Annotated in this window: 26 protein-coding genes; 18 read left to right on the forward strand and 8 right to left on the reverse strand. The window is 71.2% G+C overall.

Features of this window, described 5'->3' with window-relative positions; genetic code table 11:
• The first annotated feature begins 34 nt into the window (after positions 1-34).
• From G4D85_RS23575 to G4D85_RS23640, 14 genes are read left to right on the forward strand one after another with little or no spacing between them, the layout of a single operon-like run.
• Positions 35-994 carry a hypothetical protein gene (locus G4D85_RS23575; protein ID WP_164015748.1) on the forward strand — a complete coding sequence of 320 codons (960 nt, stop codon included), beginning with the start codon at positions 35-37 and terminating at the stop codon, positions 992-994.
• A gap of 17 nt (positions 995-1,011) precedes the next feature.
• Positions 1,012-2,157, forward strand: a complete 1,146-nt coding sequence (locus G4D85_RS23580; protein ID WP_164015751.1) for a hypothetical protein — start codon at positions 1,012-1,014, stop codon at positions 2,155-2,157.
• A 37-nt stretch (positions 2,158-2,194) separates the two neighbouring features.
• On the forward strand, positions 2,195-2,638 hold the full coding sequence (locus G4D85_RS23585; protein WP_205525668.1) for a hypothetical protein: 444 nt from the start codon (positions 2,195-2,197) through the stop codon (positions 2,636-2,638).
• A gap of 11 nt (positions 2,639-2,649) precedes the next feature.
• Positions 2,650-2,880 (forward strand): hypothetical protein, encoded by a 231-nt coding sequence (locus G4D85_RS23590; protein ID WP_164015753.1) that lies wholly within the window; start codon positions 2,650-2,652, stop codon positions 2,878-2,880.
• 2 nt (positions 2,881-2,882) lie between these two features.
• Positions 2,883-3,380, forward strand: a complete 498-nt coding sequence (locus G4D85_RS23595) for a hypothetical protein (protein ID WP_164015756.1) — start codon at positions 2,883-2,885, stop codon at positions 3,378-3,380.
• A 4-nt stretch (positions 3,381-3,384) separates the two neighbouring features.
• Positions 3,385-4,002 (forward strand): hypothetical protein, encoded by a 618-nt coding sequence (locus G4D85_RS23600; protein WP_164015759.1) that lies wholly within the window; start codon positions 3,385-3,387, stop codon positions 4,000-4,002.
• Entirely contained in the window at positions 3,999-5,960 is a 1,962-nt protein-coding gene (locus G4D85_RS23605; RefSeq protein WP_164015762.1) for a hypothetical protein, read from the forward strand. Before G4D85_RS23600 ends, G4D85_RS23605 begins: the two co-directional genes overlap by 4 nt.
• A complete protein-coding gene (locus tag G4D85_RS23610; RefSeq protein WP_164015765.1) occupies positions 5,957-6,298 on the forward strand; it encodes a hypothetical protein in 342 nt (113 codons plus the stop codon). The genes G4D85_RS23605 and G4D85_RS23610 overlap by 4 nt, the downstream gene beginning before the upstream one ends.
• A gap of 18 nt (positions 6,299-6,316) precedes the next feature.
• Complete coding sequence (locus G4D85_RS23615) at positions 6,317-6,799, forward strand: GPW/gp25 family protein (protein ID WP_164015768.1); 483 nt, start codon at positions 6,317-6,319, stop codon at positions 6,797-6,799.
• A complete protein-coding gene (locus tag G4D85_RS23620) occupies positions 6,792-8,246 on the forward strand; it encodes a baseplate J/gp47 family protein (RefSeq protein ID WP_164015771.1) in 1,455 nt (484 codons plus the stop codon). Before G4D85_RS23615 ends, G4D85_RS23620 begins: the two co-directional genes overlap by 8 nt.
• Positions 8,247-8,253: 7 nt before the next feature.
• Entirely contained in the window at positions 8,254-10,572 is a 2,319-nt protein-coding gene (locus G4D85_RS23625) for a hypothetical protein (RefSeq protein WP_164015773.1), read from the forward strand.
• Between the two features lie 11 nt (positions 10,573-10,583).
• A complete protein-coding gene (locus G4D85_RS48925) occupies positions 10,584-11,402 on the forward strand; it encodes a hypothetical protein (protein ID WP_205525669.1) in 819 nt (272 codons plus the stop codon).
• On the forward strand, positions 11,402-12,079 hold the full coding sequence (locus tag G4D85_RS23635) for a hypothetical protein (RefSeq protein ID WP_164015775.1): 678 nt from the start codon (positions 11,402-11,404) through the stop codon (positions 12,077-12,079). Before G4D85_RS48925 ends, G4D85_RS23635 begins: the two co-directional genes overlap by 1 nt.
• On the forward strand, positions 12,076-12,993 hold the full coding sequence (locus G4D85_RS23640; RefSeq protein WP_164015777.1) for an ATP-grasp domain-containing protein: 918 nt from the start codon (positions 12,076-12,078) through the stop codon (positions 12,991-12,993). Before G4D85_RS23635 ends, G4D85_RS23640 begins: the two co-directional genes overlap by 4 nt.
• Here the strand turns inward: G4D85_RS23640 and G4D85_RS23645 are convergent.
• Positions 12,984-13,694: a hypothetical protein gene (locus G4D85_RS23645; protein ID WP_164015778.1), complete on the reverse strand. Its 711-nt coding sequence runs from the start codon at positions 13,692-13,694 to the stop codon at positions 12,984-12,986. The two genes, G4D85_RS23640 and G4D85_RS23645, sit on opposite strands and share 10 nt — an antisense overlap.
• A 17-nt stretch (positions 13,695-13,711) precedes the next feature.
• Here G4D85_RS23645 and G4D85_RS23650 point away from each other — a divergent pair, with 17 nt between their 5' ends.
• Positions 13,712-14,521: a phytanoyl-CoA dioxygenase family protein gene (locus tag G4D85_RS23650; RefSeq protein ID WP_164015781.1), complete on the forward strand. Its 810-nt coding sequence runs from the start codon at positions 13,712-13,714 to the stop codon at positions 14,519-14,521.
• A 75-nt stretch (positions 14,522-14,596) separates the two neighbouring features.
• Here the strand turns inward: G4D85_RS23650 and G4D85_RS23655 are convergent, their stop codons facing one another.
• The gene (locus G4D85_RS23655) at positions 14,597-15,175 is read right to left on the reverse strand and encodes an imm11 family protein (protein ID WP_164015783.1); all 579 of its coding nucleotides are present in this window, start codon (positions 15,173-15,175) and stop codon (positions 14,597-14,599) included.
• Between the two features lie 403 nt (positions 15,176-15,578).
• Between G4D85_RS23655 and G4D85_RS23660 the strand changes: the two genes are divergently transcribed.
• Positions 15,579-17,531 carry a serine/threonine protein kinase gene (locus G4D85_RS23660; protein ID WP_164015785.1) on the forward strand — a complete coding sequence of 651 codons (1,953 nt, stop codon included), beginning with the start codon at positions 15,579-15,581 and terminating at the stop codon, positions 17,529-17,531.
• A 93-nt stretch (positions 17,532-17,624) separates the two neighbouring features.
• A complete protein-coding gene (locus tag G4D85_RS23665) occupies positions 17,625-18,545 on the forward strand; it encodes a DUF2381 family protein (RefSeq protein WP_164015787.1) in 921 nt (306 codons plus the stop codon).
• A gap of 15 nt (positions 18,546-18,560) precedes the next feature.
• On the opposite strand, the gene G4D85_RS23670 is transcribed toward G4D85_RS23665, so the two are convergent.
• The 5 genes from G4D85_RS23670 to G4D85_RS23690 all read right to left on the reverse strand — a co-directional run bounded on the left by G4D85_RS23670 (position 18,561) and on the right by G4D85_RS23690 (position 23,762).
• Positions 18,561-19,139, reverse strand: a complete 579-nt coding sequence (locus G4D85_RS23670) for an imm11 family protein (RefSeq protein WP_164015790.1) — start codon at positions 19,137-19,139, stop codon at positions 18,561-18,563.
• Between the two features lie 5 nt (positions 19,140-19,144).
• Positions 19,145-20,275: a PAAR-like domain-containing protein gene (locus G4D85_RS50345; RefSeq protein WP_164015792.1), complete on the reverse strand. Its 1,131-nt coding sequence runs from the start codon at positions 20,273-20,275 to the stop codon at positions 19,145-19,147.
• A gap of 166 nt (positions 20,276-20,441) precedes the next feature.
• A complete protein-coding gene (locus G4D85_RS23680) occupies positions 20,442-22,040 on the reverse strand; it encodes a vWA domain-containing protein (RefSeq protein ID WP_164015794.1) in 1,599 nt (532 codons plus the stop codon).
• Positions 22,041-22,226: 186 nt separating this feature from the next.
• Positions 22,227-23,012 carry a lytic transglycosylase domain-containing protein gene (locus G4D85_RS23685; protein WP_164015796.1) on the reverse strand — a complete coding sequence of 262 codons (786 nt, stop codon included), beginning with the start codon at positions 23,010-23,012 and terminating at the stop codon, positions 22,227-22,229.
• A 9-nt stretch (positions 23,013-23,021) separates the two neighbouring features.
• On the reverse strand, positions 23,022-23,762 hold the full coding sequence (locus G4D85_RS23690) for a TetR/AcrR family transcriptional regulator (RefSeq protein WP_164015797.1): 741 nt from the start codon (positions 23,760-23,762) through the stop codon (positions 23,022-23,024).
• A 97-nt stretch (positions 23,763-23,859) separates the two neighbouring features.
• Here G4D85_RS23690 and G4D85_RS23695 point away from each other — a divergent pair, with 97 nt between their 5' ends.
• Positions 23,860-24,405, forward strand: a complete 546-nt coding sequence (locus tag G4D85_RS23695) for a hypothetical protein (protein ID WP_164015800.1) — start codon at positions 23,860-23,862, stop codon at positions 24,403-24,405.
• 98 nt (positions 24,406-24,503) lie between these two features.
• On the opposite strand, the gene G4D85_RS23700 is transcribed toward G4D85_RS23695, so the two are convergent.
• On the reverse strand, positions 24,504-25,049 hold the full coding sequence (locus tag G4D85_RS23700) for a hypothetical protein (protein WP_164015802.1): 546 nt from the start codon (positions 25,047-25,049) through the stop codon (positions 24,504-24,506).
• Positions 25,050-25,051: the final 2 nt, after the last annotated feature.

Genomic DNA, 25,051 nt, shown 5'->3' on the forward strand with positions numbered 1-25,051 from the left:
AAGGCATTCGGCGTGACGTCTTCACGGGGGGTGCGTGGTGGATTACGTCGACTACACGCTCGTACGTCTGGCGGCGGAGGCCTCTCGGGCCGCGCTGTTCGACCAGACGTCCCTCGAGCAGGTGCTCTTCGCCGCCTACGACGCGGAGGCGATGACGCTCGGCGGTCCCTACAGCCCTGTCTTCGAGCAGTTCTTCATCGGCCTGTCCGTGCCCCGCCGCGCCCTCGTGGAAGGCGCCTGGGGACCCTCCACGTACCTGGAGCGACACGAGGCGCGCTTCACGCTCGAAGGCCTGGGCGCGGACAGCGTGCGGGTGGATGCGCTCTGGCGTGGCGCCATCATCGCCCGGGCCTCGCTGGCCACGGCCACCCTCAACCACGTCGTCAGCCGCTGGCCCGACACCGAGGGCATCGACGCCGCGATTGTCGCCGCGCTCGGCGCGCTGCCGGAGTCTCCGGCGGTGCTGGAGGCGGAGCGCCGCTCGCGGTTCCTCGCCCGCCTGCGCGCCGGCTTCCGCCAGCCCGAGGCGCTCTCCGAAGCCTGGCTGGACGAGTGGCTCGCGCGGACGGGCACCGCGTCCGTGGGCGAGCTGCTGGCGCGCATGCGGGGGCAGACGGCCACGGGGACCTTCCAGCTGGGCTTCTCCGCGCCCGGCGCCGAGACGGCCTCGCCCCGGGCCCTGTCCGTGGCCGCGGCGCTCCTCATCCGGGGCGCGCCGCTGTCCGTGGCGCAGTTGCTCGCCGACAGCAAGCGGGTGCGCGAGCACCTGGAGCAGCTCGGGGTGGAGCGGCCGAAGACTCCCAGGTCCGAGGAGCGCCACGCGCTGGTCGTCATCTGGGTGGTGCCGGACACGACGTTCGATGACGCGGGCTGGCCCGGGGGCGAGGACCCCGGCCTGGACACCGCGACCCGCCGCCAGCGCCGCCGCACCACCGCGGGCGTGTGGCTGGCACGTGAGGGAATCGGGCTGGTCGTCACGCCCGCCAACAGCTAACGCGAGAGGAGGGATGTATGCCCCCAGTGGTCGCAGCCTATCCATTCATCGACGTGGTCATCGACACGTCGGCGCTCCAGCCCGTGGCGCAGCGCTCACCCGGAGTCATCGCCGTGGTGGGCATCGCCGCCACGGGCACCGCGGCGGCAAACTCCCCCCGGCAGGTGGACACGCTGGCCGATGCCACGGCCCTGTTCGGCGCCGGCACCCCGCTGACGAAGTCGCTCACGCTGGCGCTCCTGCAGGACCCCAAGCCGTCCCGCATCTACGGCGTCAAGGTGGGCGGCACCGGCACCGACGCGGAGTACCAGGCGGCGCTGGACAGCCTCAACGGCGCGGATGACGTCAACTTCGTGTCGCTGGCGAGCGTCACCGCCGTCGCCACCCTGGGGCTGCTGAAGACGCACGCGGAGAACAACTCGGCCGCCGGGCAGAAGCGCATCGGCGTGGCCATGGTGGACCCCCTCACCGCGCGCACGCCCACCTACGTGGCCGACGTGACGACGCCCCGCGAGCCCCTGCGCTCCAGCAGCAGCCGCATGGTGCTGGTGGCGGCCCGTGGCGCGGTGGCGGACGGCAGCGGCCCGGCGGACGTGGCCACCGCGGCCATGGCGGCCATGGCGGGCTTCGCGCCCTCCACCTCCATCCTCCTCAAGCGGGTGCGCGGCATCTCCATCCCCGTGGAGGCGCAGTTCAGCTCCACCGAAATCAAGGGCCTGTCCGAGAAGGAAATCATCCCCATCATCCAGCCGGCGCTCATCGTCGGCGGGGGCTTCTACTTCGGCGAGGGCCGCACCTTCACCAGCGACGCCACCCAGCTCTACGTGGACCTGGTGCGCACGCTGGACGACATCGACTTCCGGCTCAAGGCCGGGCTGGTGGGGCTGGTGGGCGAGGCGCGCATCAGCCGCGCGGGCCTCACCCTCATCAAGTCCACCGTGGAGGGCATCCTCGGGCCGCTCAAGCGCGGGGCCGTCATCGACGAGTTCAGCGTCTCCATCCCCGTGCTGGACGTGCTCGCGATTCCGGAGAGCGCGCGCACGTCCGCGGACAACAACATCGTCACCACCGCGCGCGCCAACCGCAGCGTGGACATGGTGGTGAGCGTCACCTACGGCCCGGCCGTGCACCGGCTGCGCGTGACGCTCCAGCCCAAGTTCTGAAAGTGCCCCACGAGATTGAGAAGAGAGGAACGAGCCGATGGAAAAGCCCGTGGACTGGAGGACGCGCCTCGCCGTCACCTACGTGGACGAGGACGGCAAGCGCGTGGACATCACCCCGATTGACTCCTTCACGCCGACGTTCAGCCTGAATGCGGAGGTACACCACTCCATCGAGCGCACCCACGTGGGGGCCATCTTCACGCCCAGCGGGATTACGTTCTCCATGAACGTGAAGGCCATTGGAGACGTGGCCGCGCAGCTCACCGCGCTGGCCATGTCGGGCAAGCGCTTCGACATCACCCTGCACGAGCACTCGGGCACGGACTGGTCCTTCAAGCGGGTGGTGCTGCGCGAGTGCCTCATCACCAGCGCGTCGCCGTCCAACGCCACCGTCTCCGGCGCTCCGGCGGCCACGTTCTCCGGCTTCAGCCTCCAGGCGAGCATGGAGCCGAAGCAGGGTGCCGGGGTGGAAATCCCCTAGGGAGGTCGTGAATGGCTCCAGTACCCGGGCAGCCCGCCCTCGCTCCGACGCCCGTCACCGCGGAAGCGGAGCAGCCCCCGCTCGTCCAGCAACTGGCGGACGGGGTGCACTACCACTTCCCGGTGGAGATCAACGTGGTGCAGCGCGTGGGCACCGTGGACGTCAATGCCATCTCGGAGCTGGTGATGGAGAAGCTGGCCCGGCAGCTGGAGCAGCTCGTGCGTGAGCGGACAGGGAGGTGAGCATGAGCGGCACGAGCTTCATCCATGATGACGTTCCACCGTCCGCCATCCTGTCCGATGGGCTCGTCACCCTGCCGCTCTACGCGGTGAGCACGGTGACGCTCAGCCAGTCGTACCACCTGCCGCCGCTGGCCTCGTCGGGGCTGCGCACCGCCGTGGGCACCCACGACGACACCCTCACGCTGTCCGGCCTGCTGGTGGGCCCCGAGCGCTTCCGCCAGAAGTTCGAGCTGGAGCTGCTCGCCGAGTCCAGCCGCCGGGGCTCGCTGGTGGAGAGCCTCACCGGCGGCGCCGCGGGGGGCCTGGTCCTCATCACCAGCATGACGGTGCGCACGGACCTGCAGGTCCAGTCGCTCAGCTTCACCTCCTCCGCGAGCCGGCGGGACGTCATCGACGTGTCCATGACGCTCGTCCACATGCCCCGGCCCGGCATCACCGGCCGGCTGCTGGAGGTCGCCAACCTCGGCGTGCGCGCGCTCGCCGACTTCGGAGGGCGCTGACGGCATGCCGCTGCCACCTCCCATCCCCGCCAGCCGCTACCTCGTGCCCGACGCGGCCCCGCGCCTGCCCGCGGACATGACGCGCGTGCGCGTGCCGCTCGTGCGAGGGCTGCCCCAGCCGCTGCCCCTGGATGGCGAGTTCGACCTGGTCCTCTACGCTCCGCTGGGCCAGGCCGTCCTGGTGCGCGACTCGGACTCCACGGCGCTGGTGGGCAGTGGCGCGCCGGAGCGAGCGCGCCACACGCCGGGGCCCGCCACCCGCCGCCTCATCGCCAGCGCCAGTCAGGCCCTGGCGCGCGCTCCGGCCCGGCTGGTGGTGCGCCGCGGGGGCGCCATCCTCGGTGCGCTGCCGCTGGCGGCGGGGCTGTGGCGCGCGGTGCCGGACCACGGCGGCGCGCCAGGCGCCCGGCTGGAGGTCGTGGTGCTGGACTGGGCGCTCCACGCGGGGACGCTGCGTGGCGCGGGGGACTACGGCTCGTTCGTGGAGCTGGCGTGGCGGCGCGCGGACGCGGGCTCCGAGCGCTTCGTCCTGTCGAGGTTGGATGCCCGCGTGGCGGCCCGCTTCCAGGGCCTCATCCAGTCCGAGCTGGGCGTGGATGCTCCCGAGGAGCCGGGGCCATGACGTTCCCCTCCCAGGGCGCGGTCGGCAACGAGGCCGGCTGGGACTTGAAGCTCTTCACCGAGGGCGTGGGCGCGAAGGCGCTGTGGCTCGGCTCCCGCGACTACCACGCGGAGGTGGAGGCCACGCTCCCGGGAGGGCTGGAGGGTGGCTCGTACTCCATGGCCATCGAAGGCATCTCCCAGGCGCACTACGAGCAGGTGGGCGCGCTGATGCGGAGCGGCCAGCCCGTCTACGCGAACCTGTACCTGTCCTGGCGCGACACCGGCTCGCCGCTGGGCATGGTGTCCAGCCTGGCGGGACTGACGGGCTCCTCGGCGACGGACCTCCTCTCGCCGGGGCAGGCGCCGGAGTCCCAGCGTCCCACCGCCGTGCTGCGCGTGACGCGCTTCAGCCGGCGCATGGGCGCCAGGCGCTACGAGGCGGTGCTGGAGGCGCACGAGCGCGTGTACGACGCGCTGCTGGCCCGGCTCCAGGAGTCCCAGAAGGGCGCCACCTGCCTGGACGTCGCCGAGAAGGTGGCGAAGGCGGCGGCGGGGAAGGGCGTGAAGGTGAAGGCCCACCCGCTCCCGGACGCGAGGGCCGTGGCGGGGACTCCGCCAGAGTGGCAGTCCCCCGAGGGCACGGGTGTGTCCGCCCTGCGCTGGCTGTCGGAGCGCCTGGAGGAGCAGTCCGGCCGCTACGGGCGCGGCATGTTGCTCATCCGCGAGGACACGCTGCACCTCGGCCCGGGGCGGCCCATTCCCCTGGAGGGCCCGGCCCCGCTGCTCGACTTCGCCAGCGGGCTGGTCCAGGTCGAGCCGAGCGGCTCACGCTCCACGGACCCGCAGGCGGTGTCGGACGGCCTCCCCGGCACGGCGCCGCCCGTGCGCGGCATGTACCAACTGCTGCTCAAGGGCCGCCCGGACCTCCGGCCCGGAGACGTGGTGCGGGTGTCGCTGCCCGGAGCGTCCGCGCTGCCGGCGTCGGGCTTCGGCGCGGCGGCGATGGACTTCTCCCGCGCGCTGGGCGTGGGGACGCCGGACCTCGCGCCGCCCGCGTCCCTCTACATCACCGGCGTCCAGCACCGCCTGTCGCGCACGGCGGGCTTCACCACCACGCTGGCGGGGGTGGACCTCATCGCCCCTGGCAGGGAGTGGGACTCGCCAACGCCGGTGCGCCGCCCCGTGGCCCACGGGGGAGACCCTCGCGCGTCGGCGGACGGGCGTGTCATGGGCGCGCTGCGGGAGGTGGTGCGCGACGGCGCGCGCGAGCCGCTGGGCGTGGCGGAGGTGCGCGAGTCCCACGTGGAGGGCACCACCGAGCCGCCCGCGCAGACGGTGTCCGTGTGGCGGGGCCTGACTCCGGCGGATGGGCATCCCCGCCAGGCGCGGCGACTGCCGGTGGACCGGAAGGAGCGGCCCCTGCTCACCGGCGTGCCCTACCTCACGCCCTTCGCCTGGGGCCGGTGCGGGCTGGTGCTGCCTCGCTACCCGGGCACGCGGGTGATGCTGGGACACCACCTGGGCCATGACGACGACCCCGTGGACCTGGGGGCGGTGTGGGAGTCGGGCCAGGCGCCGGACTCGCGGCCGGGGGACTGGTGGCTCATCCTCCCCGCCGAAGTGCCCGAGTCGCAGCGCCAGACGCTGACGGCCGGGCAGGTGCCGGAGGCGCCCACGGGGCTGGCCACCAATGACCTCATCGACGCGGACGGCAACCGCATCATCGAGGTGGGCAAGCTCACGGTGCGCATCGGCCCGGAGTTGCTCAACGCCGCCGGCCTGCGGCCGGAGTCCGAGACGGACGCCGTCACCATCGAGCACGAGAAGGGCTCGCGCATCGTCATCAAGCAGAACGGGGACATCGTCATCCACAGCGAGGGCGCGCTCAGCCTCGCCGCGAAGACGACGCTCACCCTGGAGGCGGATGACGTGCAGGTGAAGGTGAAGAACGCCATGGACGTGGGGGACCGCACATGAGCGCCGTGCTGACGAAGGACAGCTCGCTGAAGTGCAACCACCCCAAGCCGGGTGAGGTGACGCTCGGGCCGGGGGCGGGGAAGTTGCGCGTGAAGGGCAAGCCCGTGCTGCGCGCCCAGGACGTGGGGCCCGCCGTCTCCGGGTGCCTGTATCAGCACCCCACGCCCGCGGGGGCCGTGCCGTGCACGACTGTCACGCTCACCCCGGGCAACGCGGGGAAGCTCAAGGTGGGGGGCGTGCCGGTGCTGCTCGACACCACGACGGGAACCACCAACAGCACCCCGGCGCCGGGCACGCTGGTGGTGACGGCGAATCAACCCAAGCTGACGGCGAAGTAGCGACGCGAGGAGGAACCCATGGCACCGCGCGACGAACAGGACCTGCTGCGCACCCGGTTGCTGGGCCGCGCGCCCCGGTGCGCGCCCGTGGGTGATTTGACGCGCGACCTGGTGCTGGCGCGCGACGCCAGCGGCAAGGTGGACCTGGACTTCGTGGAGGGCATGGACGCGCTGGGGCAGTCGCTGAGCCTCGCCGTCACCACGCCCCTGGGAGGTGACGTGTTCAACACCGACTTCGGCTTCGACGGGCTCAACGCGCTGAGCGAGGCGACGACGCCCCTGCTGGTGCGCGAGCGGGTGCGCGTGGGCATCGTCTCGCTGCTGCGCAAGGAGCCGCGCGTCAGCCGCGTGGTGGACGTGAAGCTGGTGGACCAGCGGCTGGAGTCTCCCGACGCGGGCCCCGCCCGTCGGCTGGACGTCCGCGTGGTCTTCGAGACGGTGACGGGTGACAGGCTGTCCCTGAGCGCCGGCCCCAACGGGGCGAGGACGACGAATGGCTGACGACTCTTCCCGCATCGACTCCGTGGACGTGCTCGAGGTGGACGAGGCCGTGGCCCGCTCCAGCGGCGCGGCCGACTACGGCGTCACCGACGGCGGCTTCGTGCCCAAGCCCTTCGCCCGGCTGCTGGCGGAGAAGCTGGCGCTGGCGCGCTCGCTGTTCGGCAATGATTTGGACCTGGGCTCGGGCTCGGCCATCCGCAAGCTGCTGGAGGTGTCCGCGCTGGAGGACGCGCGGACGTGGGCGGCGATGGCGTCCCTGTATGACAACCAGTTCGTGGCCACCGCGCGCGGCGAGGCGCTGTCGCGGCTGGGCGAGGAGCTGGGCCTGCCCCGGCCCTTCCTGGAGGCGCGAGGCACGGTGAAGCTGACGGCGAACCTGCCCGCGGCCTTCAACTTCGTCACGATTCCCCAGGGCGCGCGCCTGCTCACCTCCGGCTTCCACCACGTGGTGGTGGAGGAGTCCGTGCTGCTGTCGCGCACCAACCCGGTGCGCGAGGTGCCGGTGGTGGCCTTCTACCCGGGGCCCGAGCACAACCTGAACCCCGCGCAGGAGACGCAGAAAATCCGCTTCTGGAACGCCCTGGACCCCAAGCTGTCCTGGAAGCCGGGAGACCTGCTGTCCATCGCCCGGGTGCAGGTGCCCAACATCACGCCGGAGCAGGTGGTCGTGATTGAGCACACCACGCCGCTGACGGGCGGCGAGCAGCAGTGGCCGGACATCCGCTACCGCGAGCTGCTGTTGCAGGCGCCGCGCTCGCTGTGGACGGTGGAGTCCATCCGCGTGGCGCTGTCACTGCTGCCCGGCATCCGCCAGGTGCAGGTGCGCGACAGGGTGGGCGGGGTGGACGTCAACCTGCCCATCTTCGGCAGCTTCAACTTCCTGGAGCGCCTCTTCGGCAGCGAGCGCGATCTGGCCTCGCCGTACTACTTCGACGTGGTGGCGGCCAGCACCGAGGCCGCCATCTGGGACGGCCCGGACGGGCTGGGCGCGGCGATTGCCTCCGCCATGGAGGACCTGCGGCCCATTGGCATCGGCGCGCGAATCCAGCAGGCGGACCGCGTCTTCGTCGGGCTGTCCGGGCGGCTGGTGGTGAAGGGCCTGCCGCTGCCACGCACGGGCCAGCTGGACGCCGTCAACACGTCCGCGGCGGCGCTGGCGCTCAAGCAGCGGCTGATGCAGCGGGTGCGCCGCTACGTGGACGGGCTGGGCTTCGGGGAGCCGGTGCGCGCCTCCGAGGTGATGTGGGCGATGATGAACGAGCCCGGCGTGGCCGACGTGCAGGAGCTGCAACTGCTGCGCTTCCCGCCCGAGTTCGGCGACAACAGCGTCGCGGAGCCTCCGGCCCTCGTGGACTTCTTCACCGCGCCCGTCGGGCAGAACATCCTGGTGCGCGCCAACCAGATTGCGTCCTTCGTGGACAGCGACTTGAAGCTGCGCATCGTCTGAGGACTCCATGCCCGAGCTCGACCTGGACCTGCTGAGGAGTGCCTCGCACCAGAGCATGGCCGGCCACCTGACGGGCCTCTTCGCCGCCGGGGTGCGGGAGCGCCCGCTGACGCTGGACGCGGCGGGCCGGGCGGTGGTGGACGCGGGCTCGCGGCAGCCGCTGCTCCTGGTGGCCCCGAGGGCGGACGTGGGGGCCACGGGCTACCAGCTGACGGTGAAGGTGTCCGTCGGAGCGACGGTGCGCGCGCAGGTGACGCTGCGCTTCGAGCCCTACTCCGAGGCGGGGGCCTTCCTGCCCGCCTTCCACCCCGACCCGCTGCTGCCCGAGTCGGCGGCGATGCCGGCGCTGACGGTGGAGGTAGCGAAGGGGACGGGCGCGCCGGCGGAGGTGCCGGTGGAGCAGCTGGTGGAGGCGCGGCTGGTGGAGGGGGTGATGGGGCGGCTGCTGTACGCCATGGGCGCGGAGAAGCAGCGCCTCCGCCGGCAGGCGCGGGAGCTGTTCGCCATGCGGCAGCTCGAGCATGCGGCGCGCAACGCGCTGGACCGGCTGGGCCTGGAGCTGGGCGTGCCGCGCTTCGAGGACCGGCTCACCTGGGACGTGGCCAAGACGCAGCCGAGCAGCGTGACGGAGCGCGAGGACGACGCCAGCTACCGCCGCAGGCTCGCGCTGTACCGGCCCTTCGTCATGGCCACCCCGAGGCTGGTGCTCGAGCGCCTCAATGGCCCGGGGGACAGCGCCGCCAACACCGGGCCGCTGGCCGCGCTCGGCATCACGAAGCGCTTCACGCTGTACGAGGCCAGCACCGAGTTCGCGGTGGGCATCCGGCTGATGGGGCCCCACAAGGCGCAGTTCCTCGCCCACGTGAAGCAGGTGTACCTGCTGGGGCCCGGCACGGCGTCGCCCGCGGTGCCGGCGAACCGGCTGCTGACGCAGCTGGAGCGGACGCGGCAGGAGGACATGCTCACGCGGCTGCGGACGAACTTCACCTTTCCGGCGGGGGCCCTGCTCGCCCCCGGGCTGGCCGGGGCGCTGGACCTGGTGGGGCGCTGCCGCATGGCGCTCGGGGCGGTCCGGAAGTGGTTTGTGTTCCGGGCGCAGTCCGACGTCGGCGGCAGTCGCTACGAGCTGGGACTGGGCGTCGAGGTGGAGACGCCCCCCGCCGTCGAGCTGACGCAGATGGTGGCGAACCTGCGGGCGGGGACCTTCGCCGCGGGGACGGACGTGCAGCTCCTCAGCCTGCTCAAGTCCCTCACGCCCGTGGCGCCCGCGGAGGACCCCGTGGGCCGCTGGCTGCTGGCGGGCTGCGGGCTGCGGACGGTGCACAGGACTCCGATGCTCCGGTACTACCTGTCCCACGTGCCCATCCACAGCCTGGTGGTGGGCGATGAGACGGGCCCGGCGGGCTCGCTGGGCGTGCGGCTGAACGCGCCCGAGGACACGGGCCTGGATACCCTCCTCCACCATGCGCTGAATGACGTGGAGGTGGACGCGGGAGGCGCGGCGACGGCATGGACCCGGCAGACGGCGGCGGCCGCGCCCGCGCTCTGGGACCAGGCCGCGTTGCTGGAGCCGCCCGTCGCGGCGCTGGCGGCCTTCACGTCCGCCGGACTGCGCCCCGCCCGGACGCTCGCCGAGGTGAAGCGCGCGGTGGCGGGCCTGAAGAAGGTCCCCCCGGAGCTGATGGTGACGCTCTCCCTGGAGGCGACGCTCGCCACCGGGGTGCTGGCGAACACCGCGACGGCGGTGGCCCGGTTGACGGCGCTGGTGGGCTTCATGAAGAAGCGCGAGCTGGTGTCGGTGCTACCTCTCGTCACCAGCGCGAACGGGGTGGCGAATGGCGTGCTGCTGGTGGTGGGCGTCATCCCGCTGCCCGCGCGCGCCATCCTGCTCAACCCCCGGCGCGAAGACTTCCGCTGGTATGTACTGCCCCTGTCCGGCAAGCCCGGCACGCTGGAGAAGCAGGCCGGCTCTCGCAACCGCTATGTCGCGCCCGCGCAGAACGCAGGGCTGGACGCGGTGGTGACGGTGACGCTCGCGCGGCGCAACCGGGCGGACCCTCGCGGGGGCGTCCGTCCCTTCGAGACGAAGGTGGTGATGGACCCGGGCGCCCGGCTGAACATCACCCAGTACGAGTACCTGATGAACCTGCTGGAGCGCCTGACGCCGCTGGGCGTCTTCATGGATACCCGCCCCCTGCGCGAGGAGCAGGTGGACCCCGGCGGGCAGGGCCAGGCGGTGCCGATGACCGGGCTGCTCGCACGCAGCTTCCGCGCCTTCCAGCAGGGCTACCACCCGGGTGAGCGCGACACCCCCACCGTGAAGTAGCGAGGACCGACATGGCCTTCAACTACAGCTTCGAGTTCGTCAAGGAAGACCCCACCCTCAACAGCAACTTCCAGCGCTCGTTCGACCACGAGGACTGGGTGGATGGCCGGGACGTGGTGCAGGCGCAGACCACGTCGGGGGAGATGGGCTTCAACGAGCGGCTGCACCGCATCGAGACCGACCTGGACGCGCTCAACGGCAATGTGGTGCGCGCCTTCGAGGCCATCGCCAAGATGCGCCGCGAGCTGTTCACGCTCCTGGCGGACATCAAGACCGAGCTCAACAAGCCGCCCGCGAAGACGAGCAAGGAGACGAAGGACACCAAGGACACGAAAGACACCAAGGACACGAAGGACACCAAGGACGGCAAGGACGTCAAGGACACCAAGGACACGAAAGACACCAAGGACACGAAGGACACCAAGGACGGCAAGGACACCAAGGACACGAAGGACCACAAGGACACGAAGGACACCAAGGACACGAAGGACGGCAAGGACGACAAGGACACCAAGGAGGGAATGGGCGCCATCGAGAAGCGCCGGGAGGAGTTCTCCGAGATTCGCGCGGTGGACCCGCGCTCGGACTCGATGCTGTCGTTCCTCTTCGGCGCCTCCGCGGACGTGCCGGCGGTGACGCTGTCCGTCCAGGGGCGGGCCTTCATCCGCGTGGAGGAGCGGCCCGAGGTGGGGGCGCGCGTCCTGCGCGAGGCGGCGGCGGAGCGGCCGGTGCCGGAGCGCCTGGCTCCAGAGCGCCCCGGGGACAAGCCCGCGGACAAGGTGGGCGAGAAGGGCGCGGAGCGGCAGCCCGGGGAAAAGGACGTGCGCTGATGCTGGTCGTCCTGGCGCACCCTCGCGACGAGCAGGCGCGGGGACTGGTGGAGCGGTGGGCCGCCGAGGACGCGCGGCTGCTGTCGATGCGGGACTTGTCGTCGCCGGGCTGGCAGCACCGCGTGGGCGGCTCCGGGGCGGAAGTCGCCGTGGTGGGCGGCGAGCGGGTGCATGTGTCCGCCCTGCGGGGCGTGGTGACGCGCCTGCCGGGCTTCATCGACACGGACCTGGTGCACATCGCTCCGGAGGACCAGGGCTACGTGGCGGCGGAGATGAACGCCTTCCTCGCGTCGTGGCTGAGCCGGCTGCCGTGCCCGGTGCTCAATCGGCCCACTGCCTCGTCGCTGATGGGGCCGAGCCTGGGCCTGGAGCGGTGGCTGGCGCTGGCGGCCCGCTGTGGCCTGCCCCTGGCCGCGGCCCGGCGGGAGGTCGGCGTGAGCGACAGGCCCCCGTCGCGCGTGGCGGCCGTCACGGTGGTGGGCCAGCGCTGGCTGGGCGAGGTGGAGCCGGCCGTGGGAGCGCAGGCGGTGCGGCTGGCGGCGGCGGCCGGAGTGGAGCTGCTCACCGCCCGCTTCGAGGGCCCGGCTTTCGTGTCGGCGGAGCTGTCCATCGAAGTGGGAGAGCCTCGGGTGGCGGAGGCGCTGCTGGAGCGCCTCGGGAGCCGGGCGCGCGCATGATTCTGCTCTGGGGAATGCCGGGGGACGAGCCGTTCGACGCGGTGCGGGCGGCGCTGGAGTGGCGCAAGGCCCCCTACACGCTGCTGGACCAGCGGCGGGTGCTCCAGCAGCGGCTGGAATTGGAGGTGGGGCCCGTGCTGGGCGGCACGGTGTGGAGCGGCGAGGAGCGCGTGCCCCTGGACGAGGTGTCCGCCGTCTACACCCGCGTGTACGACGCGCGCCGGCTGCCCGGCGTGGAGGACGCGGGCGTGGCGGTGCACGAGCGCGTCCGCGAGGTGGAGACGGCGCTCTGGTCCTGGGTGGAGGAGGCGCCGGGCCGCGTCGTCAACCGGCCGGCGGCCATGGCCTCCAACGGCTCCAAGCCCTTCCAGGCGGCGCTCATCGAAGCGCAGGGCTTCCGCGTGCCGGAGACGCTCGTCACCACGGACCCGAGCGCGGCGCTCGAGTTCTGGGAGCGACATGGCTCCGTCATCTACAAGTCGGTGAGCGGGGTGCGCAGCATCGTGTCCCGGCTGGGGCCGGAGCACCGCGAGCGGCTGCGCGACGTGACGTGGTGCCCCACCCAGTTCCAGGCGTACGTGCCGGGCCAGGACGTGCGCGTCCACGTGGTGGGCGACGAGGTGTTCCCCGCCGAAATCGTCTCGGACGCGGTGGACTACCGGTACGCGCGCCGGAGCGGGAGCAGCGTGGAGCTGCGGGCGGGGCTGCTGGACATCGACGTGGCGGAGCGCTGCCGCGCCCTGGCTTCAGCCCTGGGGCTGCACCTGGCGGGGCTGGATTTACGGCGCACGCCGGAGGGGGAGTGGTTCTGCTTCGAGGTCAACCCCTCGCCGTGCTTCACGTACTACGAGCACCACACCGGCCACCCCATCGCCGCGACGCTGGCGGCCTTCCTGGCGGGCGCTCAGAAATAGAGCTGCCACACGCCACGCACCAGGATGCCATGGCCTTGCAGGGTGATGCGCTCGTCGCCGGGGAAGACCTGGTCCACCTCGCCCACCTGGTGGAGCAGGTGGCCGGAGTGCATGGCGATGGCGCCCACCGTGTACGGGTGGCGCAGGCGGGGCAGCAGCACCGTCACGTCCTTGGGCTGGATGCGGGTGTTGATGCGCTCGTAGAACTGGCGGTAGCGCTCGTAGGTGAACTCCCACAGGTTGAGCCCGCCGCCGCGGCGGGGCAGGCGCAGGCTGAGGGTGAAGGAGAGGGGCCGGTCGAAGTCCATGCCCGGCTGCGGCTCTGGGAAGGCGCGCAGGTACTGGAGGTCGAAGTGCACCGAGGCGTCGGGCGTGGTGAAGATGGCCGGCGTCAGCCAGACGTGGAAGCCGGGGTGGCCCAGGCCGGGGGCGAGCTCGACGGGGGCGCGGAGCTGGCGGGAGAGGAACTCCGTGAGTCGCTCATAGAGCCAGGCGAAGTGCTCGCGCAGCAGCGGGTTGTTGCGCTCGGCGACGGCGCGGTACTCGGACGGCTCGTCCAGGTAGATGGCGGCGCCCAGGGTGAAGAACGACGTGCTCTGGGGATTGTTGCCGCGTGGAATCCAATGCGCGCGCAGCTCCTTGATGTGGGCAACCAGCCGGGCGCACTCGTCAGGGGTGAGCAGCTCGAGCGAGGTAATCATTTCGGGAGGAAGCGTACATGGGCGTGCTGAGCCCGGACCAGTTGGATGGCTTCATCGAGCGGGGCTTCTGTGTCCTGGAGGGCGCCTTCACCGCCGCGCAGGCGGAGGCCGCGCGGGAGCGCGTGTGGGCCCGCATGGAGGCGAAGCGGGGCATCCGCCGGGACGCTCCGGAGACGTGGCCCCCCGCCTACGACATCGAGGAGCACCTGGAGGCGCCCGAGGTGCTGGAGACCTTCACGGACCGGCTGGCGGCGGGAGTCGAGGAGCTGCTGGGCCCGGGGCGCTGGCGGGGCGCTCGCAACTGGGGCTTCTGGCCGGTGAACTTCCACTTCGGAGCAGGGGAGCCGTACCGCATCCCCGACTTCAGCTGGCACGTGGACGGCAACTGGTTCCGCCACTCGCTGGACTGTCCGAAGCAGGGGCTGCTCGTCATCGGCCTGTTCACCGACATCGCTCCCCGGCACGGCGGCACCATCATCTCCCAGGGCTCGCACCGGCGGGCGGCGCGAGTGCTGGCGCGGCACCCCGAGGGGCTCACGCACACGGAGCTGTTCGAGCGCGTGCTGGCCGAGCCGCTGGGGGATTTCCTGGAGCTCACCGGCGCGGCGGGCGACGTGGTGCTGGGCCACCCCTTCCTGTTCCACACGCGTGGCTTCAAACACGGCGGGCCTCCGCGCGTCATCAGCAACACGGAGGCGGGGCTGAAGGAGCCGCTGGTGCTGGAGCGGGCGAATCCGGCGGACTACTCCGTGCTGGAGCGCTCCATCCGCTTCGCCCTGCGCGAGCCGCTCCCAGTGCCGAGCGAGCCGCAGCTGTGCCGCTTCTGAGGCGAGGTGTCGCGAGGGCGCTGGTGGACGTCCACCGCGGGGAGGCGCTCCGCCGGGACGTGAGGGAGGCCAACGTCAGGGCTTGAAGCCGCCGGAGTCGTTCCACTGGTCCACGCGGACGAAGCGCACGCCCTCCGGGTTGAGCGCCAGCACCTGCTCCACCACGGAGTGGTGGAAGAGGTGCGTGGAGATCGATTCGTCCAGACAGAAGACGCGCCGCCGCTCCAGGGGAATCTCCTGCAAGACCTTCTCATCCAGTACGAGCTTGTTGATGCTCAGCACGTCCCCGTCTGAGTAGAACGAGAGGGCTGAGCGTTGCCGGTCGATGCAGGCAATCCAGTTGAAGACGTGCAGCAACCAGTAGCGGCGCACGTCGTCCGGCTTCACCTTCACGTCGGCCGGGACGAGCTGCAGGCCGAAGAGGTCGAGCGCCGCCAGCGCGTCCTTGAGCCGCTCCGAGACGACCGGTTCGGACAGGCTGTGGTAGTCGACCATGACCGGGGCGCGAGGCACGGGTCGCCCCAGGCGCAACTGGATGGGCACCGTGGCGTCGACGGGCGCTGGCCTCGCGAAGCCCACGCGGTACTCATCCCACGCGAGCAAGGGGTAGGTGCTGGGGCCCGCGCGCATGATGACGAAGTAGTCGGTTTGCATGGAGGTCAACGTGCTTGTCGGACATGCACCTTCCGGCGCCGAGGTCCACACGTGGTTATGTCTGGCAGCACCCGGAGTCGTGTCGTGCTGGTCAGGATTCTACCGGGAGTCGGAGCGTCTTCGCTCACGCCACGAGCTCCCGATGGCTTGGCGGTGCGGTGTTGGACAGAGACGTGCGACTCCGGCCGCACCCGCTTCGACGCCCGCCTCTTCTCCTTCCTTCCACCTGCTCAAGAATGACGGGGTGAGAAGGCCGGATACCGCCCCTCGATGGTTCTGAAGGGTTGATTAAATTGATTAACTCGGGAGGTAGAGCCGCCCGCGTTCTCGGCGGGTGCTTCTGGTAGCGTTGGCCGCACACCTCATGAGACCACGCGCCAAGGCAGCATTGCCGGAACCCGGGATGGACGTGGGCGGGTACGTCCTGAAGGCCATCCTCGGGGGCGGTGGCTTCGGCACCGTGTTCCTGGGAGAGCGGGGCGGGCGTCCCTACGCGCTGAAGCTGGTTGCCCTGGAGGGGCTGGCCTTCTGGGGCGAGCGGGAACTGCTCATGCTGGCGAGGGTGAAGCACCCCAACGCCGTGCGCCTGCTGGGGCATTGGCACTGGCCGGACCAGGCGCCCCGCTTCCTGGTCGTCATCATGGAGTACGTGGAGGGACGCCAGTTGGACGTGTGGGCACGCACGGAGAACCCGTGTGCCCGGCAGGTGCTGCGTCTGGTGCGAGGTGTCGCGAGAGCGCTGGCGGCCGTCCACCGCGCGAAGGCGCTCCACCGCGACGTGAAGGAGGCCAACATCGTCGTGCGCGAGGCGGACGGCGAGGCGGTGCTGGTGGACTTCGGCGTGGGTACGTATGAAGGCACCTCACACATCGACGAAGGGGCGCTGCCTCCTGGCACGCACGCCTACCTGAGCCCCGAGGCGTGGCACTTCCACCGGGAGCATGCCCTCGACTCGGAGGCCCGCTGCGTCTCCACGCCCCTGGATGACCTCTACGCGCTGGGCGTCGTGCTTCATTGGCTGCTGACGGACAGGCGGCCCTTCCAGATGACGGACGAGGACGGCGTGGACGCGGTCATCTCCCAGTCCCCCGTGGCGCCTCACGTTCGCAACCCGCGCGTGCCACCGGAGCTGGGCGAGCTGTGCCTGCGCCTGCTGGAGAAGCGGCCCGAGGACCGGCCGGACGCGGAAGCGCTGTGCGCGGCACTGGAGGTGCTGCTGACGCGGGAGGGGGCGGAGTGGGACGTGCCATTGTGCGACGTCCACGGCGTGCACAACGTCACCACTCGGCCTGGCCCGGACGCGGACGAAGAGGCAGCGTGGCTCAACGAGGTGCGGGAGGACGTCCCACCGCGCCGGGGAAGGCGCCCGCCGCGCCAATGGGAGGACTCCGAGCCGCCCCCACCGCCACGACCGTCCGCCGAGGCGACGACCCCCGCACTCCTGCCCGCAATGGCCGTCGCGGCTCCCCTGGTACGGGTGCCCTTGGAGCTGGCTTCAGTGAGCACCGTGCCTTCAGACGCGGGCGTCGGCGCCCCGGGACGTAGGCGGTGGGGTGCCGCAGTGCTGGCCCTCCTGGCCCTGGGGCTGACCGTGGTGGGGCTGCGTGGAGCGGGGTTCTCCTCGCGCGTTGCCGGGTCCCGGGCTCCGCTCGCTGTCTCCAGTGCGGTGAGGACCCTGGAGCCCGTGCATGTCTTCCTGGGGGTGGAGGACGGCGCCGGGGGGAAACGGAAAGTGGCGCCTCCCTGGAAGGCGCCGGATGCTGACGAGGCTGCGGACAGGCTTGATTCGGCCCCCACCTCCGCGGCCACCGACTCCCGCGCGGTGACTCCCGAGGAACCGGCTTCCGTGAAGACTTCCGCCTCCAAGCAGCCCAAGCCATTCGCCACCGGGCATGGCGCCGCTCGAAAGGTGGTCGGCGTGGCGACGGTCTGCGCCGCGCTCTCCGGCTGCGCCAGCGCGCCGGTTCGCCCTCCACCGCCTCCCGAACCCTGCCCCGCTGGCGCTGCCGAGGCCATGGAGGCGCTGGGCATCGACGTGGGGGACACGGTGGGAGTGACCTTCAACCTGGAGGCCAAGAGCTCAAGCTACATCACCCGGCACGAGGGCTGGACCTCGGTTCGACTCATTGAGCCCATGGGCCAGTTGCCCCAGCCGACGGTGCTTTCGGGGCGCCTCATTCTGGGAGACCGCGTGTACGGCCGGTTCACCCAGGCGCAACTCCCGGGACAGAGCCGCCCGGTGCCCATCTGTATGGAGTTGTTCAACATCAAGGTGAAGTCCGAGCCCGGCGGTGACTCCAACGCCGTCAAAATCTGGGCCTCCCCGGACGTGAGGGCGGTGGACCACTTCGAGTAGCGCTCCGGTGGGGGGCCATCTGGGAACACGGGGCATGGTAGAGGCAATACGGTACGTCCCCGCGTCAGCCCTCTACCCGGGAGGTTCCGCTTCATGCCCGCCGCCCTGCCCGCCGTCCTCCTGGTGCCCTTGCTGCTGGCGGGCCCCGACCCCACCGGGTTGAAGTCCGCGCCCTGCCAGATGGGGGTCCGCCACGTCGAGCTGCCCGCGCTGCCCCTGGAGGCCCCCGTTCAGGTCTGCATCAGCTCCGGACAGCCCACCCTCATCAACTTCGATGGTGCGCTCGCGCCAGGGTCGGTGGGGCTGGAGGGCGAGGGGCGCTTCGCGCTCGTGGACGCCGCCCGGAGCACCCTCAAGCTGGTGCCCTCGGAGAAGATGGTGCCGGGAGAGCGGTTCCGGCTGACGGTGCGCTTCGACGACACCGCCGCCCCGGCGAGCGCCACCCTGCTGCTCGTGGTGCATGCCGCCCAGGCTGAGCCGCTGGTGAACGTGTACCGCCAGACGCGCACGGCGGAGTCCTTCCGACAGCAGCTCCAGGCGAAGGAGGAAGAGGTGCGGCGGTGCCAGGAGGACAACGCGCGGCTGCGCGCGGAGCGGCCCGGCCCGGGCGGGCTGGCGGGCCTGCTCGCCTTGGACCTCACGGGGGACACGGGCGTCGCCGCCGAGGACATCGGCGAGCGCATCACGCGGCATCCGTCGAGCGCGCTCGAATGGGCGCGCGTCCATTCCTACCGCGCCGCCACCCGTGTGGCGGTCCGGCTGCACCTGGCGAACCCGGCGGGCGCGGCGGCGTGGGCGGCTGAGGGCGCGAGCCTGGTGCTCGCGGGCAGGCAGGGGGTGGAGCTGAAGGTGCTGGCCGTATGGCAGCAGGCGCCCATCGCCGGAGGAGGAACCGACAAGGTGGTCGTGGAGGCGGAAGCCCCAGTCACGGAAATGCGGGGGCCGTTCATCCTCAAGCTGTGGGAGGCGGGCGGTACGCGGCCGGTGACGCTGGGCGGCGTGACGTTCCCATGAGCGGGCAGGGCGCCGTTACGGCTTGAAGCCGGCGGAGTCGTTCCACTGGTCCACGCGGACGAAGCGCACGCCCTCCGGGTTGAGTGCCAGCACCTGCTCCACCACGGAGTGGTGGAAGAGGTGCGTGGAGATGAACTCGTCCAGACAGAAGACGCGCCGACGCTCCAGGGGAATCTCCTGCAAGACCTTCTCATCCAGTACGAGCTTGTCGATGCCCAGCACCGTACCGCGTCGAGAGAGTGAGGTTGCGGAGGACTGCCGGTCGATGCAGGCAATCCAATTGAAGACGTGCAGCAGCCAGTAGCGGCGCACGTCGTCCGGCTTCACCTTCACGTCGGCCGGGACGAGCTGCAGTCCGAAGAGGTCGAGCGCCGCCAGCGCGTCCTTGAGGCGCTCCGAGACGACCGGCTCGGGCAGGCTGTGGTAGTCGACCATGACGGGGGCGCGAGGCACGGGTCTACCCAGGCGCAACTGGATGGGCACGGTGGCGTCGACGGGCGCGGGCCTCAAGAAGCCCAGGCGGTATTCATCCCATTCCAGCAAGGGGTAGGTGCTGGGGCCCGCGCGCATGATGACGAAGTAGTCGGTTTGCATGGAGGTCATTCACCTGGCTTGAGGGGGTGCCTGGCCAGCAGTCGCCCTGTCACCGCGTGCTTGAGTTGGTGGCGGCGGCCGTGGGGGCATGTGGCGTGGGTTGGCTTTTCGCGGATGCTCGTCAATCCCGCGCACCCCCTTCCTCCCAGGGCATAGTCCTCGCCGTCCCGGGTGAGTGTCCATAGGCCGGAGTCCACCTTGGCCAGAATCTCCGCGCTCAGGTCGTCCAGTTCCTCAAGCAGCGTCTCTGGGTTTGAGCAGTACTCGCCGCCCTCCAACTTCTTTGCCACGGTACGAAGCTTGCTCATGACGGCATCTGGATAGGCGAGGTGCAGGTCGAAGGCGAAGCCCTCGGCGTGGTGGCCGCGGTGTACGGCCACGAAGAGCTGGCAGGCCAACGCCAGCTTCATTGGCAGGAAGACGCCATTGGGCTTGCGGTCCGGGTGGTAGCCGAACCGCGGGCAGAACTCGGCCCATCTCGGAGTGTCCAGCGCTTCGAGGCAGATGAGGTGGTGAGCGGCGAGGGAGAAGGGCCCCGCGTACCAGGGGTGCGTTGCCAGTTCCCTTCCCTCCAGCATGTTGCGGCCGAGCACGGCGGAGCTGCCCAGGTTGCTGCCCACCCGCCCCTTCCTGTCGAAGTCGTGCTTCTGCTTGCCGCACCAGTCGCACTTCTCCATCGGGCGCTCGAGCTTCACCTCCTCCACCCGCCCGGCCACGGGCGGCGTGCCCTGGGGCTGGATGATGGGAAAGGGCGGCGCGTTGTGGTCATTCAACGTGAAGAGGTCGAAGTTGCGCACCACCGGCTTGCCTTCAATCTTCACGTCGAAGGAGTAGTTGACCGGGTGCGCGCGCCCCTTCGTCTTGCCGGAGGCGGCGCCACCTCCCGCGGTGCCGGCCTCGTTGCCGGTGGAGGTGCCGAGGTACGAATCCCTCAAGGCCACCGGAGTGCCGTTGATGCTCACCCGCTTCGAGCCGTTCTCCAGGTCCTTGCTCTGGGCGAGGTTGGGGTAGGGAATGGGAACGGGCCCGCCCGGTGACGGTGTCTTGCAGACATCAGGGAAGCCCACGACCTTGCCTTCGCTCTCGGAGGTGACAGGCGTCATCCCGTTGACGAAGACGTGGTGCTTGTCGGACATGCACCCTCCGGCGCCGAGGTCCGCACGAGGCTTTGTCTGGCAGCACCCGGAGTCGTGTCGTGCTTGTCAGCATTCTACCGGGAGTCGGAGCGTCTTCGCGCACGCCACGGCCTCCCGAGGCCTTGGCGTGCGGTGTTGGACAGAGACGTGCGACTCCAATCGCACCCTAATATTCGTTGGAGCGTGACGAGCTGACGGGCGCGCGGAGCTCGCGCACGCGGCGCAGCAGTGAGAGGAACTCCTCGCGATCGGGGCGGTCGTCCAGTGCGCCTTCCGCGAGCGACTCCGCCCGGGCCAGGTTCCAGTCCGCCGCCTGGCGCGCGCCGCGCAGGACGTCCGCCGTGCCCGCCACCGCCGTGGCGAAGCGCAGGTCCGCCGACGCGTCCGCCAGGGACTCGTGCACGCTGTGGCGCTCCAGCGGGAAGCGCTGCTCGGCCGCCTCGGTACCGCCCGGCCGCTTCGCGCGGACCCGCACCGTGGCCAGTCGCGTTCCCTCGCCCGTCAGCTCCACCTCGTACAGCGCGGTGACGGAGTGGCCCGCGCCCACCTCGCCGCCGTCAACCGTGTCGTTGCGGAAGTCCTGGTCCGCCACGTCGCGATTCTCGTAGCCCACCAGCCGGTAGCCGCGCACGGCGTCCGGCTCGAAGTCCACCTGCACCTTCACGTCCTGCGCGATGACCTCCAGCGTGCCCGCCAGCTGCTCCTGGAAGACGCGCCGGGCCTCGCGCTCCGAGTCGATGTAGAAGCAGTTGCCGTTGCCCCGGTTCGCCAGCCGCTCCATCAGGTCATCGCGGTAGTTGCCCATGCCGAAGCCGATGGTGGACAGCGTCACGCCTTCCTTCACCGCGCCGCGGATGCTCTCCAGCATCGAGTCCGCCGTCTGGTTGTGCCCGAGGTTGGTGTCCCCGTCGGTGAGCACCACCACGCGCGACACCACGCCGGTGCCCGCGTTGCGCGCCGCCTGGCGGTAGGCCAGCTCCAGGCCGTCTCCCATGGAGGTGCCTCCCCCCGTGGAGAGCGAGTCGATGGCCTCCTCGATGTCCTCGCGCTGCCCCGCGGGCGTGGGCTCCAGCACCGTGCGCACGTTCCCCGCATAGGTGGTGATGGCCACCGTGTCCTGCTCGTTGAGCCCTCCCACCGCCAGCTTCATCGAGGTCTTCGCCAGCTCCAGCCTGTCCCGGCCGCTCATGGAGCCGCTGGTGTCCACCAGGAAGACCAGGTGCGTGGGCTTGCGCTCGCTCTTCGCCACCCGCCGGCCCTGGAGCCCCACCTTCACCAGATACCGGTCGGGCGTGAAGGGCGAGGGGGCGGCCTCCAGGTCCACGTGGAAGTCGCCGGTGCCGGGCTGGGGCTCGGGCAGCTCATAGCGGAAGTAGTTCACCCACTCCTCCACCCGCACCGAGTCCGGGTGGGGCAGCATGTCCGTCTGCACCGTGCGGCGGAACAGCGCATAGGACGCGGTGTCCACGTCCACCGCGAAGGTGGAGAGCCTGTCATCCCGCGTGAGGGTGAAGGGGTTGGGCGCGTGCCGCGTGTGCCTGTTGCCGGAGGTGTAGGGCGCCTGCGCGCCCGTGCCCGTGCTCTGCCCGAAGCTGGTGAGCGTCTTCCTTTGAAGGGAAGGGACGCTCGCGGAGGGGTGGCCGGCCAGGGAGCCGGCGGAGGCGCCGAACAGCTTGCGGATGTTGTCGCCGAACAGCGTCACCCCGCCGAGGAAGCCAAGGAGGGTCAGCAGGGAGACGCCAGCAACGGTGAACCTTCTGCTCATGAAGTGCCTCGGGAGCGGCGGGGAGATGCCGTGGTGGTCCCCTTCGTCTCACGGAGGTTCAGGCCCGCGCGTCCGTCATCCGCCCGAGGTCGGTCAACGGGAGGAGGTCCGTCAATGGGAGGATGGCCGTGGGCGGCGGAGGCATGCCGTGACGCCCGCAACGTCCCAGGGGGCGGCAGGGCCCGCTCAGCCGCGTCGCGCGGGCTCCACGACGGCGGGCTTCGACCGCGTGTTCGCGGACGTGGAGGCCGGTGGCTTCGCGCGGGCCGGAGCGGCTTGCTTCGTCCGGGCCACGGGCTTCGTCACAGGGGCAGGCTTCGCGGTGGCCCGGGCCACTGTCTTCGTGCCTGGCGAGCGCTTCGCCACGGCCGCTGGCGGTGCGGACGGCCGCGTGTGCTTCCACGCCGCGAGCACCTTGGGCACGTAGTGCTCCGTCTCGCCATTGCGCGGCACGCGGCCGTCCACCGCGCCCGGGCCCGCGTTGTACGCGGCCACCGCGAGCCGCACGTCGCCGAAGCGCCGGAGCTGCTCGGCCAGGTATCGCGCGCTCGCGTCGACGGCCGGCGCCGGGTCGAACGGGTCCTCCACGCCCAGCATCTCCGCCGTGCCAGGCATGAGCTGCCCGGGGCCCATGGCGCCCGCCGGGGAGATGCGGTGCACCCGCGTCTCCGACTCCACCTGCACCAGCGCCCGCAGCAGCCCCGGGGGCAGCCGGTGCCGGCGCTCGGCGGCGGTGATGAGGGGCTCCAGCTCCGGATGCCCCTCCAGCAGACACGCGGGCCGGTGCTCCGCGTACGCGCGCAGCGCGTCGGCCTTGGCGTCCAGGAAGCGGAACGACAGCGGCGAGACGCTCGTCTCTCCGAGCCAGGAGATGCCCACGTTGAGCAGCACCACGGGCACGAGCGCACACGGCACCAGCCACGCCCACCCGGGTACGTCGAATCCGCCGCCCTTCGCCCGCTTGCGTCCCACGTCCCACCCTTAAGGGCGCTTGGGGCCTCCGTCCAGCTTCCGGCGGCCGGGCTTGTTGGCTCCCGGAGGCAGCCGCAGTCCGTCCAGCACCAGCGTGGTGAGCGCGTCGGGCAGCTCCAGCGGATTGCCCAGGTCCTCCTCGCTCAGCACCGCCAGCAGCAGCCGCTCCACCGCGCCCACCACCGCGAGCCCGCTCACCGCCGGGCGGATGGGCCTCAGCAGCCCGTGCGTGTGCGCCTTCTCCGTGATTTCCACCGCGTGCCGCGCCACCAGCTTCGACAGCTCCGCCACCTTGGTGCGCGCGCCCACCGCCGGCCCGCGGCTCTCCTGGAGGTACAGCCGCACCACGCCGGGGTACTGCAGGAGCGCCCCGACGATGACGGCCGCCACCGCGCGGTAGGCGTCGAACATGGCCTCCACGTCGCGCGCCTGCGCGAGCGACCGGCCGCACGCCTCCATCCCCGCGAGCAGCTCCCGGCGCACCGGCTCCAGCAGCGCGTCCACCAGGGCGGCCTTGTCGTCGAAGTACCGGTAGAACGTCCCCTTGGCCACCCCGGCCGCCTGGGTGATGTCGTCGATGGTGACGGCGTCCAGCCCCCGCTCCAGGAACAGCCTCAGCGCCGCGTCCTCCAGCTCCTTCGTCCGCTCACGCCGGTGGGCCTCCCTCCGCCCGCCCGGACGCCCGGGCCTGCTTCCCGCCTCCGGGGCGGTGCCCGCTCCCGTGCCCCGCGTGCCGTCCCGGCTCACCATTGGCGTGCACTCCGACTTCTTGCGTTGTAGAAAAAGAGTGACCAAATAGTCATTATTCGCACCGTGGCGTCGGCCGGGCGCCCGCCGGAGAGCAACCATGATCGGCATTCCACTGGGCTGGGCGTACTCCAATTTCGGGGAATGGGTGCTGCACCGCTACGTACTGCACGGCCTGGGCAAGCACCGGGACAGCGTCTGGAGCTTCCACTGGCACGAGCACCACCAGAAGTCGCGGCGGCACGACATGGTGGACGACCAGTACATGCGCTCGCTGTGGACCTGGTCGGCGAAGACGAAGGAGCTGCTGGGGCTGGCGGCGCTGGCGGTGGCACACGCGCCGCTGTTCCCCGTGGCGCCCTTCTTCGTGAGCACGGTGTGGGCCAGCGCGGTGAACTACTACCTCGTGCACCGGCGCGCGCACCTGGACCCGGCCTGGGCACGCCAGCACGTGCCCTGGCACTACGACCACCACATGGGGCGGAACCAGAACGCGAACTGGTGCGTGACGCACCCGTTCTTCGACAACCTGATGGGCACGCGGCGGGAGTTCCTCGGCGTGCAGCCGCCGGCACCCGTCGAGGACCTGGCTGCCGCCGAGCCCGTTCCCCTGGCCGTGGCGGCGACTCCGCTCAGCGTGGCCTGAGGAAAGGCTCAGCGCGTGCGCCGGCTCGGGGCCTTCGTCCCCGACACGCAGCCGCTGCGTGCCGGGAGGGCGGGGGCGCAAGGGCTGCGCCCCGGAACTCAGAACACCAGGTCGAAGTAGCTCGCCTTGGCGCGGATGCCGGCGCACGCCCGGAGGGTGGCCGTCCACGACTCCGTGGGCAGCGAGCCCCGGGCGTCGAAGACGAAGTCCAGCTCCTCCTGGCGGGCCAGGTCCAGCAGGTCCACACCCCCGGTGCCGGTGATGCGGAGGGTCTGCGTGGGGGCGGTGCCGGTGCGTCGGTACTCGCCGATGAGGATGGTGTCCTCGGTGCCCGGCGTGCGCACGGACACGGTGGCGCGTTCGATTCCGCTGAGGTCCGTGTCGGCCGTCACCTCGAAGAGCTTGAGGCGCAGCTCGGTCTCCACGTCGGCCTCCTCGGGCAGCGGGTCCGAGAAGTCGCCCAGCGGGAAGGTGAGGGTCTGCTGGACGCTCGCGGTGCCGGGGAAGGCGGCGGGGAACTCGAGGCCCGGCTCGGACTTGCAGATCTCCTCGGCCTCGGCCTCGATGAAGAAGAGCGAGTCACAGCCGGTGGCGAGGAGCGCGACGGAGGAGAGCAGCAGGGCGCGGAAGGATGTCGTTCGCATGT

The sequence above is a fragment of the Pyxidicoccus trucidator genome, assembly GCF_010894435.1.
GTDB classification, from domain to species: domain Bacteria; phylum Myxococcota; class Myxococcia; order Myxococcales; family Myxococcaceae; genus Myxococcus; species Myxococcus trucidator.

What these genes read in the sequence shown, in the direction of transcription:
- G4D85_RS23620 (WP_164015771.1), top strand. Translation starts at nt 6,792, where the DNA reads ATGGCTGACGACTCTTCCCGCATCGACTCCGTGGACGTGCTCGAGGTG.
- G4D85_RS23660 (WP_164015785.1), top strand. Translation starts at nt 15,579, where the DNA reads ATGGACGTGGGCGGGTACGTCCTGAAGGCCATCCTCGGGGGCGGTGGC.
- G4D85_RS23655 (WP_164015783.1), bottom strand. Translation starts at nt 15,175, where the DNA reads ATGCAAACCGACTACTTCGTCATCATGCGCGCGGGCCCCAGCACCTAC.
- G4D85_RS23585 (WP_205525668.1), top strand. Translation starts at nt 2,195, where the DNA reads ATGGAAAAGCCCGTGGACTGGAGGACGCGCCTCGCCGTCACCTACGTG.
- G4D85_RS48925 (WP_205525669.1), top strand. Translation starts at nt 10,584, where the DNA reads ATGGCCTTCAACTACAGCTTCGAGTTCGTCAAGGAAGACCCCACCCTC.
- G4D85_RS23680 (WP_164015794.1), bottom strand. Translation starts at nt 22,040, where the DNA reads ATGAGCAGAAGGTTCACCGTTGCTGGCGTCTCCCTGCTGACCCTCCTT.
- G4D85_RS23595 (WP_164015756.1), top strand. Translation starts at nt 2,883, where the DNA reads ATGAGCGGCACGAGCTTCATCCATGATGACGTTCCACCGTCCGCCATC.
- G4D85_RS23690 (WP_164015797.1), bottom strand. Translation starts at nt 23,762, where the DNA reads ATGGTGAGCCGGGACGGCACGCGGGGCACGGGAGCGGGCACCGCCCCG.
- G4D85_RS23695 (WP_164015800.1), top strand. Translation starts at nt 23,860, where the DNA reads ATGATCGGCATTCCACTGGGCTGGGCGTACTCCAATTTCGGGGAATGG.
- G4D85_RS23600 (WP_164015759.1), top strand. Translation starts at nt 3,385, where the DNA reads ATGCCGCTGCCACCTCCCATCCCCGCCAGCCGCTACCTCGTGCCCGAC.
- G4D85_RS23610 (WP_164015765.1), top strand. Translation starts at nt 5,957, where the DNA reads ATGAGCGCCGTGCTGACGAAGGACAGCTCGCTGAAGTGCAACCACCCC.
- G4D85_RS23580 (WP_164015751.1), top strand. Translation starts at nt 1,012, where the DNA reads ATGCCCCCAGTGGTCGCAGCCTATCCATTCATCGACGTGGTCATCGAC.
- G4D85_RS23635 (WP_164015775.1), top strand. Translation starts at nt 11,402, where the DNA reads ATGCTGGTCGTCCTGGCGCACCCTCGCGACGAGCAGGCGCGGGGACTG.
- G4D85_RS50345 (WP_164015792.1), bottom strand. Translation starts at nt 20,275, where the DNA reads ATGTCCGACAAGCACCACGTCTTCGTCAACGGGATGACGCCTGTCACC.
- G4D85_RS23670 (WP_164015790.1), bottom strand. Translation starts at nt 19,139, where the DNA reads ATGCAAACCGACTACTTCGTCATCATGCGCGCGGGCCCCAGCACCTAC.
- G4D85_RS23590 (WP_164015753.1), top strand. Translation starts at nt 2,650, where the DNA reads ATGGCTCCAGTACCCGGGCAGCCCGCCCTCGCTCCGACGCCCGTCACC.
- G4D85_RS23645 (WP_164015778.1), bottom strand. Translation starts at nt 13,694, where the DNA reads ATGATTACCTCGCTCGAGCTGCTCACCCCTGACGAGTGCGCCCGGCTG.
- G4D85_RS23640 (WP_164015777.1), top strand. Translation starts at nt 12,076, where the DNA reads ATGATTCTGCTCTGGGGAATGCCGGGGGACGAGCCGTTCGACGCGGTG.
- G4D85_RS23625 (WP_164015773.1), top strand. Translation starts at nt 8,254, where the DNA reads ATGCCCGAGCTCGACCTGGACCTGCTGAGGAGTGCCTCGCACCAGAGC.
- G4D85_RS23605 (WP_164015762.1), top strand. Translation starts at nt 3,999, where the DNA reads ATGACGTTCCCCTCCCAGGGCGCGGTCGGCAACGAGGCCGGCTGGGAC.
- G4D85_RS23650 (WP_164015781.1), top strand. Translation starts at nt 13,712, where the DNA reads ATGGGCGTGCTGAGCCCGGACCAGTTGGATGGCTTCATCGAGCGGGGC.
- G4D85_RS23615 (WP_164015768.1), top strand. Translation starts at nt 6,317, where the DNA reads ATGGCACCGCGCGACGAACAGGACCTGCTGCGCACCCGGTTGCTGGGC.
- G4D85_RS23700 (WP_164015802.1), bottom strand. Translation starts at nt 25,049, where the DNA reads ATGCGAACGACATCCTTCCGCGCCCTGCTGCTCTCCTCCGTCGCGCTC.
- G4D85_RS23665 (WP_164015787.1), top strand. Translation starts at nt 17,625, where the DNA reads ATGCCCGCCGCCCTGCCCGCCGTCCTCCTGGTGCCCTTGCTGCTGGCG.